This window comes from Paenibacillus sp. J5C2022 (assembly GCF_025567625.1).
In the GTDB taxonomy this organism is placed as follows: domain Bacteria; phylum Bacillota; class Bacilli; order Paenibacillales; family Paenibacillaceae; genus Pristimantibacillus.
The window spans coordinates 34,928-49,840 of record NZ_JAOQJC010000007.1 but is presented as its reverse complement, the minus strand read 5'-3'; the positions used below and the strand labels follow the sequence as shown (position 1 = coordinate 49,840).

11 protein-coding genes are annotated in these 14,913 nt (G+C 52.4%); 10 read left to right on the top strand and 1 reads right to left on the bottom strand.

From position 1 onward, the window contains the following. The first annotated feature begins 72 nt into the window (after positions 1–72). The 5 genes from M6D81_RS07685 to M6D81_RS07665 all read left to right on the top strand — a co-directional run bounded on the left by M6D81_RS07685 (position 73) and on the right by M6D81_RS07665 (position 6,678). Complete coding sequence (locus M6D81_RS07685; protein WP_262676268.1) at positions 73–1,767, top strand: ABC-ATPase domain-containing protein; 1,695 nt, start codon at positions 73–75, stop codon at positions 1,765–1,767. 63 nt (positions 1,768–1,830) lie between these two features. After that, positions 1,831–2,721 (top strand): polyamine aminopropyltransferase, encoded by an 891-nt coding sequence (gene speE, locus M6D81_RS07680; protein ID WP_262676267.1) that lies wholly within the window; start codon positions 1,831–1,833, stop codon positions 2,719–2,721. Positions 2,722–2,744: 23 nt separating this feature from the next. Continuing rightward, positions 2,745–3,314, top strand: coding sequence for a glycerol-3-phosphate responsive antiterminator (locus M6D81_RS07675; protein WP_262676265.1), 570 nt, complete (start codon positions 2,745–2,747; stop codon positions 3,312–3,314). A 42-nt stretch (positions 3,315–3,356) separates the two neighbouring features. Further along, on the top strand, positions 3,357–4,853 hold the full coding sequence (gene glpK / locus M6D81_RS07670) for a glycerol kinase GlpK (RefSeq protein ID WP_262676264.1): 1,497 nt from the start codon (positions 3,357–3,359) through the stop codon (positions 4,851–4,853). 145 nt (positions 4,854–4,998) lie between these two features. Continuing rightward, a complete protein-coding gene (locus tag M6D81_RS07665; RefSeq protein ID WP_410795703.1) occupies positions 4,999–6,678 on the top strand; it encodes a glycerol-3-phosphate dehydrogenase/oxidase in 1,680 nt (559 codons plus the stop codon). Positions 6,679–6,735: 57 nt separating this feature from the next. On the opposite strand, the gene M6D81_RS07660 is transcribed toward M6D81_RS07665, so the two are convergent. Continuing rightward, on the bottom strand, positions 6,736–7,623 hold the full coding sequence (locus M6D81_RS07660; RefSeq protein WP_262676263.1) for a helix-turn-helix domain-containing protein: 888 nt from the start codon (positions 7,621–7,623) through the stop codon (positions 6,736–6,738). A 216-nt stretch (positions 7,624–7,839) separates the two neighbouring features. On the opposite strand from M6D81_RS07660, the gene M6D81_RS07655 reads away from it, so the two are divergent. The 5 genes from M6D81_RS07655 to M6D81_RS07635 all read left to right on the top strand — a co-directional run bounded on the left by M6D81_RS07655 (position 7,840) and on the right by M6D81_RS07635 (position 14,889). Further along, positions 7,840–8,799, top strand: a complete 960-nt coding sequence (locus M6D81_RS07655; RefSeq protein WP_262676262.1) for a DUF1861 family protein — start codon at positions 7,840–7,842, stop codon at positions 8,797–8,799. Between the two features lie 181 nt (positions 8,800–8,980). Beyond that, a complete protein-coding gene (locus M6D81_RS07650) occupies positions 8,981–11,269 on the top strand; it encodes an AraC family transcriptional regulator (RefSeq protein ID WP_262676261.1) in 2,289 nt (762 codons plus the stop codon). A gap of 184 nt (positions 11,270–11,453) precedes the next feature. Next, positions 11,454–12,383: an ABC transporter permease gene (locus M6D81_RS07645; protein ID WP_262676260.1), complete on the top strand. Its 930-nt coding sequence runs from the start codon at positions 11,454–11,456 to the stop codon at positions 12,381–12,383. A 29-nt stretch (positions 12,384–12,412) separates the two neighbouring features. Continuing rightward, positions 12,413–13,297 (top strand): carbohydrate ABC transporter permease, encoded by an 885-nt coding sequence (locus M6D81_RS07640; protein ID WP_262676259.1) that lies wholly within the window; start codon positions 12,413–12,415, stop codon positions 13,295–13,297. Between the two features lie 71 nt (positions 13,298–13,368). Then, on the top strand, positions 13,369–14,889 hold the full coding sequence (locus M6D81_RS07635) for an extracellular solute-binding protein (protein ID WP_262676258.1): 1,521 nt from the start codon (positions 13,369–13,371) through the stop codon (positions 14,887–14,889). The last annotated feature ends 24 nt before the right edge of the window (positions 14,890–14,913 follow it).

The window sequence follows — 14,913 nt, the reverse complement described above, 5'->3', positions numbered from 1 at the left end:
TTCCCTTGTTCGCTATATATAGTTGTGGTAATAATATGATTATACTATATATGGAGAGTTGGTCATATAGAGATGGAAAAGTTAACACAAACGCTACATCGTATCAACGGACGCGGCTATAAAGCCTATAAGGACATTGCAGGTACATATAAAGGGCCGGACTGCACGCTGCATATCGATTATGTGCAAGGCGATCCATTCGCTTCCCCATCTCGGATCAGGGTTGCCGTCAAGCGGGAAGCGGAAGCGGGCTGGCTCACTACACCATGGCGGCGGATCGCAGCGGAGGACTTCTTCGCGCGCAATGTGGCCGAAGGGATACGCAGGGCGAGCGTACGCGTGAGAGGGAACGGGAAGAGCGGCCTGATCGCTGTCGATGCCCCGGGCCAAGAGGTGCTGCAGCGGACAGCGGTTGTCATCACGAAGGATGGCATTGAAGTGCGACTTAGCGTCGGCCTGCCTGCTGCGGGAAGGTCGGTGCTGGGCCATGAAGCGGCGAAGCTGCTGTGCGAGCATGCGCCCGGCATTGTGCTGAAGGCGCTGCGGACTTATGACCGCGGGCGACTGCAAGCGCACCTGGAGCTTGCCGACCAGCAGCAGGCGATTCGCCGCTTCCTGCGGGAGCAAGGCTATGTCGCCTTCGTCGCCAACGGAGCGGTGCTGCCGCGCGAGAGCGGCGTGAGCAATCGTCCGCTGAAGGGGAGGGATGTCGTTCCGTTCGCTTCGCCGCCGTCGCTGGAGGTGCAGATTCCGCTGCCGCATCGGGAGCCTCTCCGCGGCATGGCGGTGCCGCAAGGGGTGACGCTTATCGTCGGCGGGGGCTATCACGGCAAGAGTACGCTGCTCAAGGCGGTGGAACGCGGCGTGTACAATCATGTACCGGGCGACGGACGGGAGTATGTCATAGCGGATGCGACGGCCTGCAAGATCAGAGCGGAAGACGGAAGGAGCATCAGGAAGGTCGACATCTCGCCGTTCATTCGCAATCTGCCCCACGGCAAGGACACCGTCCGCTTCACGAGCGAGGATGCCAGCGGCAGCACCTCTCAGGCGGCGAACATTATGGAGGCGCTGGAAGCCGGGGCGAGGACGCTGCTGATCGACGAGGATACGAGCGCGACCAACTTCATGATCCGCGATGCGCGCATGCAGCGGTTGGTGGCGAAGGAGAAGGAGCCGATTACGCCGTTCGTCGATAAGGTCAGACTGCTCAATGAACAGCATGGCGTCTCTACCGTGCTCGTGTTGGGCGGATCGGGCGACTACTTCCACATTGCCGATACGGTTATTATGCTGGATGAGTATAAGCCGGCGGATGTGACGGAGGAAGCGCGTGCCATCGCGGCGGAGGTCGATACGCAGCGGGAGGCGGAGGGCGGAGCTAGCTTCGGGAGCGTGACCTCGCGCATCATTATGCCGGGAAGCTTCGATGCGACCCGCGGCAGGAGAGAGAAGGTGGATGCGAAGGGGCTGGACCGCATTCTGTACGGAACGAGCGAGATTGATCTGACTGCCGTGGAGCAACTGGTGGACAGCAGCCAGACGAGGGCGATCGCCTGCATGCTGACCTGCACGGCAGGCCGGTATGCAGATGGCGATACAAGCATTCCGTCTATTATAGACAAGCTGTACAGACTGATTGAGGAGAAGGGGCTGGATGCGGTATCCCCCCATTATGGCCAGCATCCCGGCGATCTTGCGCTGCCCAGAGGACAGGAGTTGGCAAGCGCACTCAATCGTCTGCGAACTTTGCTGGTGAAGGGGTAACGGTTCCGGTGTGATTTTTGTTACAATGGTAGAGATTACGGATAGACTTGGGGGAGGTTGACAATGGAACGGTTGCCAAAGTACTTACATCGTTCACAGGGTGGACTGTGGCTGACCGAGGACGAACGAGATAATCTGAAGATCAGTTATCGCATTAAGGATGTATTATTCGAGGAAGACAGCCCGTATCAGCATGTCATGGTATTGGACTCACACGAATTCGGCCCTATGCTTGTGCTGGACGGCGTCGTGCAGACGACCTCGATGGATGGGCATATTTACAATGAAATGATATCACATGTCCCGATGACCGTTCATTCGCATCCCGAATCCGTCCTCATTATCGGCGGCGGAGATTGTGGCGTGGCGAAGGAGGTTGCGAAATACGAGGAAGCGCAGCGGATCGATATGGTGGAGATCGACGAAGCTGTCGTTCGCGCTTCCAAGCAATATATGCCGGAGGTGTCCGGCAATCTGTCGGATAGTCGCATTCGTTATCATTATACGGACGGCGTGAAGTTCGTGCAGGATAAGTGCGAGGAATACGATGTCATTATCGTGGATTCCTCCGATCCGGTCGGGCCGGCACAGATGCTGTTCGAGCTCGATTTCTATGAAAATTTGCAGGGCGCGCTGAAGGATGACGGGCTGATGGTCTGCCAGAGCCAGTCGCCCATTCTTCATCAGGAAGTGATGAAGCAGTCGTATGAGCGCATCGGCAGCTTGTTCCCGCATCTGGGGCTTTACACGGCTGTTGTGCCGACGTATCCCGGCGGATTATGGAGCTTCACAATCGGCTCCAAGCAGGAGCTTCCGAATCCGGATGAGCTGGCGTTCGAGAAGGATGCGATCTATGCGAACGAGGATCTGCTGCGCCGCTGCTTCTCGCTGCCAGCGTTCCTGCAGAAGCTGTTGGATGAGGAGACGGCGGGCCTGGAGGCGGCGGACAGCTAGCGCTACAGTAGGAGGAGATGGTTATGCCGGTTCTGCCGGATGGGCAACGCATACTGCCTGCCGCGCGCAAGGGAAAGGATGTGGAGGCGATTCTCGCCTCCCCCTATACCTACATGGTGCTGTTGGGCGGACATGTGGGGCAATTGCAGGGAATGGTGGATCTAGCGCGAGGAAGCGGGAAGAAGGTTCTGCTGCATGCGGACCTGATCGACGGGCTGAAAAATGACGAGTACGCAGCGGAATATCTCTGCCAGTCGATTCGTCCGGCGGGGTTGATCTCGACTCGGGCGAGCGTCATCGCCAGAACGAAGCAGAACGGGCTGATGGCGATCCAGCGGCTGTTCCTGATCGATTCCGACGCGCTGGAGCGGAGCTACAAGCTGCTGGAGAAGACGCAGCCGGATTATATCGAGGTGCTGCCCGGCGTCATGCCGGATATCATTGCGGAAGTGAAGGAGCGCAGCGGCGTGCCGGTCATTGCCGGTGGTTTAATCCGTACGGAGCAGCATGTGCGGGATGCGCTCACTGCGGGTGCTACGGCGATTACGACGTCCCGCAGAAGTCTGTGGCAAGCTCCATTCGCTTGGGAATAGACGGGAATAAGGTTCGGCAACACACATGGGAGGGAAACGTACATGAAGCGTTATATGATGGCGTTGGATCAGGGAACGACCAGCACAAGAGCGTTGCTCGTCGATGAAAGCGGAACCATTGCGGCAATCCGACAGGAGGAGCTGCCGCTGCACTATCCGAAGCCGGGAGCGGTAGAAGCGGATGCGGAATTCATCTGGGCTTCAGCCCAGCGCGTCATGCGCGGGGTGCTGGAGCAGGCCGGCGTATCGGCGGAAGCGGTCGCAGGCATCGGCATTACGAATCAGCGGGAGACGACGGTCGTCTGGGACAAGGAGACGGGCCGGCCCATTCATCAAGCGATCGTATGGCAGTCCCGCCAGACGGCGGACATATGCGAGCGGCTGAAGGCGGAAGGGCACGCGGCGGAATTCCATGCGCGAACGGGGCTGCTGATCGATGCATACTTCTCCGGCACGAAGGTAAGCTGGCTGCTGGATCATGTGGAAGGAGCCAGAGAGCGGGCATTGGCGGGAGAGCTGCTGTTCGGCACGATCGAGACATGGCTCATCTGGAATATGACCGGCGGCAAGGTGCATATGTCGGACGTGTCCAATGCTTCGCGCACGTTGATGTTCAACATTCATAACCGGGAATGGGACGATGAGCTGCTGCGCATCCTGCAGGTGCCGCGGGTCATGCTGCCGGAAGTACGGGCCTCTTCCGAGATTTATGGCGAGCTTGATGAATCGCTGCTTGGCCGGGCTATTCCGGTTGCCGGCGCGGCCGGCGACCAGCAGGCCGCCTTGTTCGGCCAGACGGCATTCGCGGAAGGCGCTACGAAGAATACGTACGGCACAGGCTGCTTCATGCTGATGAACACGGGGGAGAAGGCGATCTTGTCGGAGCGGGGCTTGCTTACGACGATCGCCTGGGAAGTGAACGGGAAGCTTGAGTATGCGCTGGAGGGCAGCATCTTCGTTGCGGGTGCAGCTATTCAGTGGCTGCGGGATGGGCTGGAGATGATCCAGTCGGCGTCCGAGACGGAAGCGCTGGCGGAGCAGGTGGATTCCACCGAGGGCGTCTATGTCGTACCGGCATTCGTAGGATTGGGCACACCGTACTGGAACAGTGACGTTCGCGGCTCGGTATTCGGTCTGACCCGCGGCACGTCGAAGTCCCACTTCGTCCGCGCCGTGCTGGAGTCGCTTGCCTATCAGAGCAGAGATGTGCTGGCGGTGATGGAGCGGGAATCCGGCTTGAAGCTGTCGTCGCTCGCAGTGGACGGGGGCGCGGTAGCCAACAATCTGCTCATGCAATTCCAGAGCGATCTGCTCGGCGTTCCGGTGGAGCGTCCCGGCTCCAATGAATCAACTGCGCTCGGCGCTGCGTTCCTGGCGGGGCTGGCAGTCGGCTTCTGGAAGGACTGCGAGGAGTTGTCCAAGCTTCGAGGCATAGATCGGATCTTCCGTCCGACGATGGACGAGGCGCGCCGGGAGCAGCTGTACGAGGGGTGGCAGCGGGCTGTGAAAGCGGCCATGGCTTTTGCAGAGCAGGTATGATATACTGGTCATAAGTTAATACAGGTTGGAGATTCGGAGAAACCACGAAAGCCGCTTCTTTCCTCATTGTCGAGGTGAAGCGGCTGGAGTGGCTTCTCCTTTTTGCTGTTCTCATAAATTATCTGCAGAGAGGAAGGATATAGTTATGACTAAAAAAAGCGAAAAGATCAAATTCGGAGCGCATGAGCGGACGGCAATGCTGGAGGCAATGGAGCATGCGGAGCTGGATGTGCTTATTATAGGCGGCGGTATTACGGGGGCCGGGATTGCGCTGGACGCGGCTTCGCGGGGGATGAAGGCCGGACTGGTGGAGATGCAGGACTTCGCGGCGGGCACGTCCAGCCGTTCCACGAAGCTTGTCCACGGAGGCTTGCGTTACTTGAAGCAACTGGAGATCGGTGTCGTGGCCGAGGTGGGGAAGGAGCGGGAGATCGTATACGAGAACGGCCCGCATGTGACGACGCCGGAATGGATGCTGCTTCCTCTGTACAAGGGCGGCACATTCGGCAAGTTCTCCACATCCATCGGTCTGCGCGTCTATGACTATCTTGCCGGCGTGAAGCGCAGTGAGCGGCGCAAGATGCTTAGCGCGGAGGAGACGTTGCGCAAGGAGCCATTGCTGAAGAAGGACGGTATGAAGGGCGGCGGCTATTACGTCGAATATCGTACCGACGATGCGCGCCTGACAATCGAGGTGATGAAGCGCGCGGTAGAGAAGGGTGCGCTTGCCGTGAACTACAGCAAGGTGGAGGAGCTGTTGTATAACGGCTCCGGCAAGGTCGTCGGAGCGGCCGTGCGCAATCTGCTGACAGGCAAGCTGCACCAGATCAAGTCGACCAAGGTCATCAATGCGACAGGTCCGTGGGTGGACAATATAAGGGAAATGGACGGCTCGAAGCGGGGCAAGACGCTGCGGCTGACGAAGGGCGTTCATCTGGTATTCGACGGCGGCCGCTTCCCGCTGCGCCAAGCGATCTACTTCGATACGCCGGACGGTCGCATGGTGTTCGCCATTCCTCGCGAAGGCAAGACCTACTTCGGCACGACGGATACGAATTACACGGCGGATACGGCAAGGCCGGTCATGACGCAGGAGGACCGCGACTACCTGTTGAAGGCGGCGAACTTCATGTTCCCTACGCTCAATCTGGCTGACCAAGATGTAGAATCCAGCTGGGCGGGTCTCCGTCCGCTTATTCAGCAAGAAGGCAAGTCGCCATCGGAGATCTCGCGACGCGATGAGATATTCGTATCGGATTCCGGTCTGATCAGCATTGCCGGCGGCAAGCTGACCGGTTACCGGAAGATGGCGGAATCGGTCATCGACAAGGTGCTGGAGCTTCTGAAGGCGGCGGGAGCACCTTCCATGTTCGGGGCAAGCCGCACGAAGAACATGCCGATATCCGGCGGTGATGTAGGCGGATCGAAGGAATTGGATGGCTTCATTAAGCGCAAGACGCAGGATGGCGTTAAGTACGGCTTCTCAGCCGAGGCGTCTCATCTGCTTGCCGGCCGGTATGGTACGAATGTAGATAACTTGTATGCGCTGGCGGATCAGGCGCATAGTATGGGGCAGACATACAGCTTGCCGCCAGAGGTAGCCGTTCAGCTGCGGTATGCGATCGATGAGGAGATGGCGGCGAAGCCGGTAGACTTCTTCATCCGTCGCACGGGCGATCTGTTCTTCCGAATCGACGAGGTCCGCAAGTGGAAAGAGCCCGTCATCGCGGCTATGGCGCAAGAATTCCAATGGAATGACGAGCAGAAGCGGCAATATAGGGAAGAGCTCGAGCGAGCGATTCAGGATGCAGTGCAGCCGACTTAAAACGAATAGTATTTGAGTGCGAGAAGCAAGGTCAGCTCCGTTGTCAGCATACGCGACTCAAGGGGCTCCCCCTTGCCGGCCCATGTCCGGTAGCTTGGCTTGTAGCAGCTTGCGATACTTGTGCGGCGTTGTGCCGTACAACGCCTTAAAGCATTTATAAAAGTGTCCCAAGTTGCTGAATCCGGCTTCCAGAGCGATATCAAGTATGCTCCAATCGGAGTGAAGCAGCAGATTCTCCGCATATTGTAATTTAATGCGATTCAAATACTGCAAAGGAGTGAGTTGTTCCCATTGCTTGAACAAGCGGCATAGATGGGCATGGGATTTGCCTGACAGCCGCAGCATGGCTGGCACCCCTTCATGGAAGTTGGCAGGATACAGTATGTCCTTGCACAGTTGGAGAAACCACTCCGGACGGTCGTCATGTTTGATGACAATGGCTTGCATCATGTAGTTGCAATAGACTTCCGCAAGTAAAGCGCGCAGTTCGGTTCGGAACGGACCTTTATCCTGCTGTGGAATCCTGTAGAGCTTCTCCAGACGGCGTTGAAGCTCTTGCTTGTCACGCGGGGAGAGTTGGATGGTAGTCGGGTAAGGTGCGCTCAGGAAGGCGTCCTGCGGAAATGCCTCGCCCAAATAGCTGAAAAGCTCCATAACAGTATGCTCATAGAAGGATAGATTAATTAAGCGGAAATCGCTGCCGGGCACCTTTTCATAATAGTGAATATCCTGCGGACGCATAAAGACCAAGGTCCCTTCCTGAAGCTGCTCCTTTTTGCCGTTGACCCAATGATAAGCCACCCCTTCTACGATAAGAAAAAATTCAAAAAAATCATGCGTATGCGGACCGGCCGTGCTTTCGATCCCGATCAGGTCGCGGTAGTGTCCCTCCGCCTCCGCGTCAATTCCCTCATAAGCCGTTAGTTTGATGATTTTTCTTCCCATGAGTACACCTCCCTATAAAAATCAAAATAACACATTTTTGAATGAGAGGGTAGAAGTTGCAGCTCCCTTATTTTATTGATGATTTTCGCATGATAAAAGAAAACTTTTCGAAAATGTTAAAATAGCGTAGTTTTTGTGAATTACAAGCAAGATTCTGCATTCCTCCGCGTGCTAGAATGCCATGTATAATCTTATAGAAGCGGAGGCTGAAGACAAGTGGATTTATTGCGGCAGCGGACACAATTCGAAGAGATCAAGATGATATATGAAAGCGTCAAATTAACCTTCTATGGCGTTGCAGGCTACGATGTTTATAATGTGTCCATCCCTTTTTCATGGAAAGGCGAGCGATATATTTATGGCCGGGTGGAAAGACGATGCGAATGGGCCCGATCGTGGGTTCGCTTGTTCCAGGAGACGGAGCCCGACGAATGGACGCTGGTTCCGGATAGTATGATTTATCAGCTGGAAGATCCCTATATTAGTCTGATCGGAAATCAGCTTGTTATGGGAGGTACGCACGTACGTTATCAGCAGGGATATGTGGATACTTATTTTGGCTACTTTTATAAAGGGACGGAATTGGATGATCTGACGTACTTTACGACTGGGCCAGAGTATATGAAGGATATTCGTCTGGTCGAGATGGACGGAAGCCGGATCGGCGTTTTCTCCAGACCGAGGAGCGAAGCGATTCGCAAGCAGTTCGGCAGTGAGTCGATGATTGGGTTTACAATCATTAACAGCCTGGACGAATTGACAATGGAGGTCGTGGAGAATGCGAAGTATATTCCGGGGTTATTCGATCGCGATCAATGGGGCGGCTGCAATCAGGCTTATTATTTGGAAGACGGCAATATTGGCGTGATCGGGCATATTTGCTATAAAACCTTCAATGACGACGAAGGGATGAAGCAGGTGTACATGAACTTTTCATTCGTGCTGGATGTGGAGCGTCATGAAGCTGTTGATCGAAAAATTATCGGTACGCGAAGCTGCTATCCGGCTGGTCCAGCTAAAAAGCCGGAATTGACAGATTGCACCTTTACTTCGGGCATCGTGATGCGAGAGGACGGCAAATGCGATTTGTATGCCGGAATCGGAGATACGGAGGCGGGAAGGATCGTCATCGATTACCCGTTTGAAGGGCATGGTCGAATTATCAGCAAAACTTAACGCAACAATAGAACAAGGACTGTCCTCATGCTTGTCCATGCAGGACAGTCCTTCTGTTCATGCAAGAAACAAATGGAATTGATTGTGGTATGATAATTTCATGTGTTTATGAGAGATAACGCTTTCATATAACGGTTGCTGCAAATTGCGATAGATGAAAGTTTTTGACGGGGGGACATAGATGAAATACATCAGGGGTAAAATCCGGTTAAGAACATTGTTTTCGAAGTTTTTCCTGTCGTTTGCTGTGTTGCTAATTCTCGTGGCATTAACAATTACGGCTTTGCTGTTCCAGGCTTTTTCCAAAGGATCGACGAAGCAAATCAATGAAATTTCACAAAAGGGATTGGAACAGAGCGCAAGTATGCTGGAGTTTATGGCGAACCAGACCAGATTGATTACGCTGCAATTATCGCTTGATCCCGATATTATTCAGTCGATTTATAAGCGGGGAACTGCTGAGGACTACTTCGTAAATCAGACAGCCTTGCGCAAGCTTCATAATGTGATGTTGACGAATACGAATATTTATTCCATTACGCTGTATAATGGACAGAGCGGAACCTTGATCGGAACGGATCGCGACAAAGCCTACGCGGAAGCGCCTACGATCGAATGGCTTCAGGATGAGAATGTGCAGAGTCTGGGGCGTATGGTGCCCCGCCATTTTCCTGCTCTTCATTCCGATGGCGATGGAGATAAGGTATATACGGTATTTTATTATGATAGACATCCCGATCGTCAAGAAATCTTAAGCGCAATCATCGTGAACATGACGATTGATGAAGCTGTCTACCCGAAGGAGCCGCAAACAGGGGATTTCACATTCTTTGCGATGGACAGGCAAGGTCGAACTGTTTATTCTCCGTATCAGGAAGGGTTCCTGAGCAATTTGTCCAGCCGAAGCGATGTGCAGCGGATTTTATCGTCCCGGGCAAGCAGCAGCTTTGTTTCTGTTGAGGATGGAGCGGAAGCGCTCGTGTCTTCTACTTACTCGGAGCAATTGGACTGGTATTTTGTTTCCCTGATTCCTTACAAGACAGCTATGGCCCCAATTACGGAAGTACGCCGAACGTCGATCATCATTTGTTTGCTGTTGCTGCTGTTGGCTTGTTGCATATCGGCGGCGTTAAGCGGTATATTGTCTTCGCCCTTGAAGAAGCTTGCGCGAAATGCGCAGTCGTATCAGTTGCGGAACGCGGAACTGCCATCGAATGAAAGTCTAAGCGAAATGGAAATATTGACGAGCTTTTATTCCAATATGATGATTCAGTTCGATAAGCTTAAAGCAAGCAGCCGTCTATCGCGTAAATCGATGAAGGCGGAGTATGTGAAGGAATTGCTTCAGGGTATACGGCAGCCGGAGTCGGCAGATCGTGAGATGTATCAGCTTATGCCCGACTTGGCCGGCCCCACGAAACTGTATGTGGCTGTACTGAAATTGGATGGCATTCGGGAGCGGGAGATGCGCGAGCCAGAATTCGGGCATCAAGCGCACGAGTTGTTAAGCCGCTTGGCAGAGTCCTACATGCAACAACGAATGGCTTGCGAGGTTGTAAAGCTTGAACAAGAAGTGGCGATGGTCATTAGCGGTGAAGATTTGGAATGGCCGGTATTGTTGGAGGTGCTGCGAGGCTTGCAGCAAGAGATTGTCTCTCAGTACAGCTTTTCGATCTCGGTTGGCGTCGGTTGTCCGATTACGGAAGGTATAGAGATTAGCGAGGCTTATCTGAAGGCCAAGGAAGCAATTCAATATCGGCTTATTCAGGGGAAAGGGCATATTCTCGTCTACGATGAAATGCTGAAACTCGTGAACGGCGGCTTCGAATATCCGTATGATAAGCAAAAGAGGCTGCTCGAGGTCATAAGAGAAGGCAAGGAGGACAAGGTGGAGTCGGTCGTCGCCGATCTATTTCAATCCTTGCACAGGGCTCCTTATTCCATGATCCGCTTGTCCGTACAGCAACTTTTATTTTCGATCGTGACGGCAGAAACAGACGCTTCGATTTCTACCGTGTCAACCGGATTCATGGATATTCTATCCGTTCTGCAGAGAATGGACAGCCTTTCAGAAATGCAAGAGTGGTTTGTTGCCTTTGGCAAAGCGTCCATCCAACGATCGAAAGTAAATAAGAAGCAAATGAAATCGGAGCTGGCTGCGGAGATCGCCGCTTTCCTGGAGGAGCAATACGGGAATGCCGAGCTATCGATTGAAATAGCGGCAGAGCACTTCCGATACAACGGGGTCTATTTTGGCAGGCTGTTCAAGGAATTATTCAATCAATTATTTTTGGAATATGTCACAGAGCTTCGGATTCGCAAGGCCAATGAATATTTGCTCACGACCAAGCTGATGGTGAAGGAGATCGGCAGGAAGGTCGGCTTTTTGAATCCGTCCTATTTCGTAACCTGGTACAAAAAGCAAACCGGACTCGCGCCATCGGAATATCGCAAAAAGCATAAACGTTGAACGCCCCTTAGGGGCGTTTTTTCGTTTGAATAAATGACAGATTGCCTTAAAGTATAGTTTTTAAAGGGGAAAATCTATCTTTTCAAAAACAATATTTAGTTTTTAAACTTGCCGGCATTCTGTTGGAAACGCTATATTTTAGTCCATCGGCAGCAAGCAGATACGATAAAAGAGGTGAGCATTTATGAGGAAAGCTGCAAACACGATGGCGAAAGATTTGATCAAAAACAAATTTTTGTATGTATTGGTATTGCCGGGCTTGCTCTTTTTTCTTCTGTTTCATTACTTGCCCATGGCTGGCATCATCGTGGCCTTCAAAGAATACCGCATGGATTTGGGGATATTCGGAAGCCCTTTCAACGGACTTGACAATTTCAGGTTTTTAACGGTGGATACCGCTACCGTGCTAAGGGTTATATTCAACACCTTGTTTCTGAACATCTTATTTATTAGCATCGGTACGATACTCGCGGTGATGACCGCTGTGTTGGTCAACGAGATCAGGCTGGTGTGGTTTAAAAAAGTATCGCAGTCCATCATTATTCTTCCCAACTTCATTTCTTGGGTAATTGTGTCGGTATTCGCCTACAACTTCTTGAATACCGATTTCGGCATTGTAAACGGGTGGTTAGACCATCTGGGACTGGAAGACGTGAGTTGGTACGGCAGCCCTGAAGTCTGGCCGGCAATTCTTGTTTTTTTGTATTCGTGGAAGTCGGTTGGCTTCAGCAGCATTATTTATCTCGCGGCAATTATGGGCATTGATCAGGAGCAATACGAGTCGGCTGCGTTGGATGGCGCCACTAAATGGAGGCAGATTTGGCATATTACGATTCCGGGCATTTCCAAAACAATGATTATCTTATTCTTGCTGGCCGTCGGCCGAATCTTCTATGGCGACTTCGGTATGATCTATGGACTGGTTGGCGATAACAGCCTGCTGTTCCCGACAACGGACGTCATTGACACTTATGTGTTCCGTGCGCTTCGCACCTTGAACGACGTGGGCATGTCTTCGGCGATTGGCTTACTGCAATCCTTCATTGGTTTCCTGTTCGTTTTCGCAGCCAATGCCGTTGTCAGAAAATACAATAAAGACTCTGCCCTATTCTAATAGCACAAATCAGACAGGAGTTGCGAAAGATGAAAGCCAGAACGTTAAGCGACAGATTAATCGGCCGATTTGCTTATCTGTATATGACGTTATTCGTCATAGCCGCCATTATTCCGTTCATGACGATTGTGTCCACCTCATTTACGGATGAGCAGTATATTCGGGCGAACGGATTCGATATTTTTCCGCATGCCGTCACGTTGGATGCTTACAATTATATACTCGGTAGAGGTTCTTCCATAATGGGCGCCTACCAGGTTACGCTGCTTGTTACCGTTGCCGGTACATTGGTAAGCATGCTGCTAACGACGATGATGGCGTTTGCCTTATCGAGACGGGAATGGAGAATGGCCGTACCGATTTCATTCTTCGTTTATTTTACCATGCTCTTCAACGGAGGCATTGTGCCCTGGTACATTGTGACCACGAAGTACTTGCATCTTTATGATAATTTACCGGCGCTTATTGTTCCCTACGCGATTAACGCATTTAACTTAATCGTGCTGCGCAGCTTCATCTCCACCATCGATAATTCGATCTTCGAAGCGGCCAAAATAGACGGTTCCAACGAAATCCAGCTGTTATTCAAAATAGCGCTGCCCTTATCGCTGCCCGGCATTGCCACTATTAGCTTATTTTATGCGATCAGCTTCTGGAACGACTGGTGGCTTGGCCTGATGCTGATTAGTGACAGGGAACTGTATCCGCTGCAGCTGCTTATTCGGGCGATCACATCCAATATTTCTTACGCTGCTTCCAGCGGTGTCAATTCATCGATCGCGGCCGCCGCAATTCCGAAGGAAGGCGTAAAGATGGCGACAACGGTACTTACGATCGGTCCCATTATATTGTTATATCCTTTCCTGCAGCGCTATTTCGTGAAGGGGTTGACGATTGGAAGCGTGAAGGGCTGATGGTTTATTGATGTATACAACCTAACTGGTTTGTATAAAAAGCTGTACAATCACATACAGGAGGTCAGACTATGCGAAATGTATTCAACAAGGGGTTCATGCTGGCCGGCATACTGATGCTGGCGATGATGCTGGGCGCATGCTCGGCAAAGACGACAGGCAATGGAGGGGAAACGGCTGCAGCGGGAAACGAAAACTCATCCGCCCCAGGCAGCGGCGAGACGTTAGAGACTGTGACCTTGAACATTGTTTATCCGGGCGACCCTCAGCCGGATCAAGACGCGGTCACGGCAGAATTGGAGAAGAAGCTGGCAGAAGACGGGATTCCGGTCAAATTGAATTATCAGTATATTCCTTGGGGGGATTACTTCCAGAAGCTTCCGATCATGCTGTCGACAGGCAATCAAGTGGACATTATGTGGACAGATCCGAACCTGCTGGGGACATTCGTAAAATCCAATTCGATTGCTCCGCTGGACGAAGCGCTATCGGAACACGGGGCGGATATTACGGCCGCTCTGGATTCGAAATACTGGCCGCCGGTAACGGTGAATGGCAAGAAATACGGCGTGCCGGCAGGTGCGCTAGGTACGACGAAAGGGTATTATACGGCGACCATCCGCAAAGATCTGCGTGAGAAATACGGCTTGCTGGAGATTAAGACGCTGGATGACTTGCTGGCATACGCAGAGGCGATCAAGACGAATAATCCCGAGATGCTCGTATTCAATGAGCCCCCGGCGGCATTCCACAGGGGAGAAGTGCTGCAGAGCACCAGCATTGACGGCATTGTGTTCAACTATGAGACGTTGAAAGCCGAAGCGAAATACGATCGGCCTGACACGATGGAGGATGCCAAGTTCTTGCGCATGCTGTACGAGAAGGGTTACATCGACAAAGACGTGATGGTGGGCCGCGACATCCGTGCGGACTTTAATTCCGGCAAAGCGGCGATCGGCGGCGGAGATGTTTATGAATACAACAATTACTCGCGCAATATTGCTGTGCCGGGCGCCGAACTGGAGTTTATCAAGATCCTGCTGACGAATGAGCCGTATATGCCGACGACGACTTGGAATTTCCAGAGCATCGCTGCTACTTCGAAGCATATCGACAGGGCTGTGATGTTCCTGAACTGGATTCAGAAGAACGAAGAAAATTACGATATCATGACCAATGGCATAAAGGGCACTCACTATGAATTGAAAGACGGGACGATTATGACACCTGAGGGGGTTGATGCGGCTTCGATTGGTTATGCGCCGCCGGAGTGGATGTGGCAAAATCCGGAGTTCTTGAAGCCGAAAGCTTCGGATGCATCGGATTTCATGCAGCAACTGCAGCAATTCGATCAAAATACGAAGCTGTATAGTCCGATCATGGGTTTTAACTTCGATCAAACACCGGTGAAGACGGAAATTGCGGCGATAAGCACGATTGAGAACAAATATAAATACGGCATTGCATCCGGCGTCCTTGATCCCGAAGAAAACATATCGAAGTATCAAGCGGAGCTTAACAAGGCAGGACTTCCAAAAGTAATGGAAGAATACCAGAAGCAAGTGGACGAGTTTTTGGCGGCAAGCAAATAAACAAGTAAATGAAGAAGCGAGTCA

Bases quoted from the DNA above. Each gene is read 5' to 3' on its own strand.
- M6D81_RS07685 (WP_262676268.1), top strand. From the start codon at position 73: ATGGAAAAGTTAACACAAACGCTACATCGTATCAACGGACGCGGCTAT.
- speE (WP_262676267.1), top strand. From the start codon at position 1,831: ATGGAACGGTTGCCAAAGTACTTACATCGTTCACAGGGTGGACTGTGG.
- M6D81_RS07675 (WP_262676265.1), top strand. From the start codon at position 2,745: ATGCCGGTTCTGCCGGATGGGCAACGCATACTGCCTGCCGCGCGCAAG.
- glpK (WP_262676264.1), top strand. From the start codon at position 3,357: ATGAAGCGTTATATGATGGCGTTGGATCAGGGAACGACCAGCACAAGA.
- M6D81_RS07665 (WP_410795703.1), top strand. From the start codon at position 4,999: ATGACTAAAAAAAGCGAAAAGATCAAATTCGGAGCGCATGAGCGGACG.
- M6D81_RS07660 (WP_262676263.1), bottom strand. From the start codon at position 7,623: ATGGGAAGAAAAATCATCAAACTAACGGCTTATGAGGGAATTGACGCG.
- M6D81_RS07650 (WP_262676261.1), top strand. From the start codon at position 8,981: ATGAAATACATCAGGGGTAAAATCCGGTTAAGAACATTGTTTTCGAAG.
- M6D81_RS07645 (WP_262676260.1), top strand. From the start codon at position 11,454: ATGAGGAAAGCTGCAAACACGATGGCGAAAGATTTGATCAAAAACAAA.
- M6D81_RS07640 (WP_262676259.1), top strand. From the start codon at position 12,413: ATGAAAGCCAGAACGTTAAGCGACAGATTAATCGGCCGATTTGCTTAT.
- M6D81_RS07635 (WP_262676258.1), top strand. From the start codon at position 13,369: ATGCGAAATGTATTCAACAAGGGGTTCATGCTGGCCGGCATACTGATG.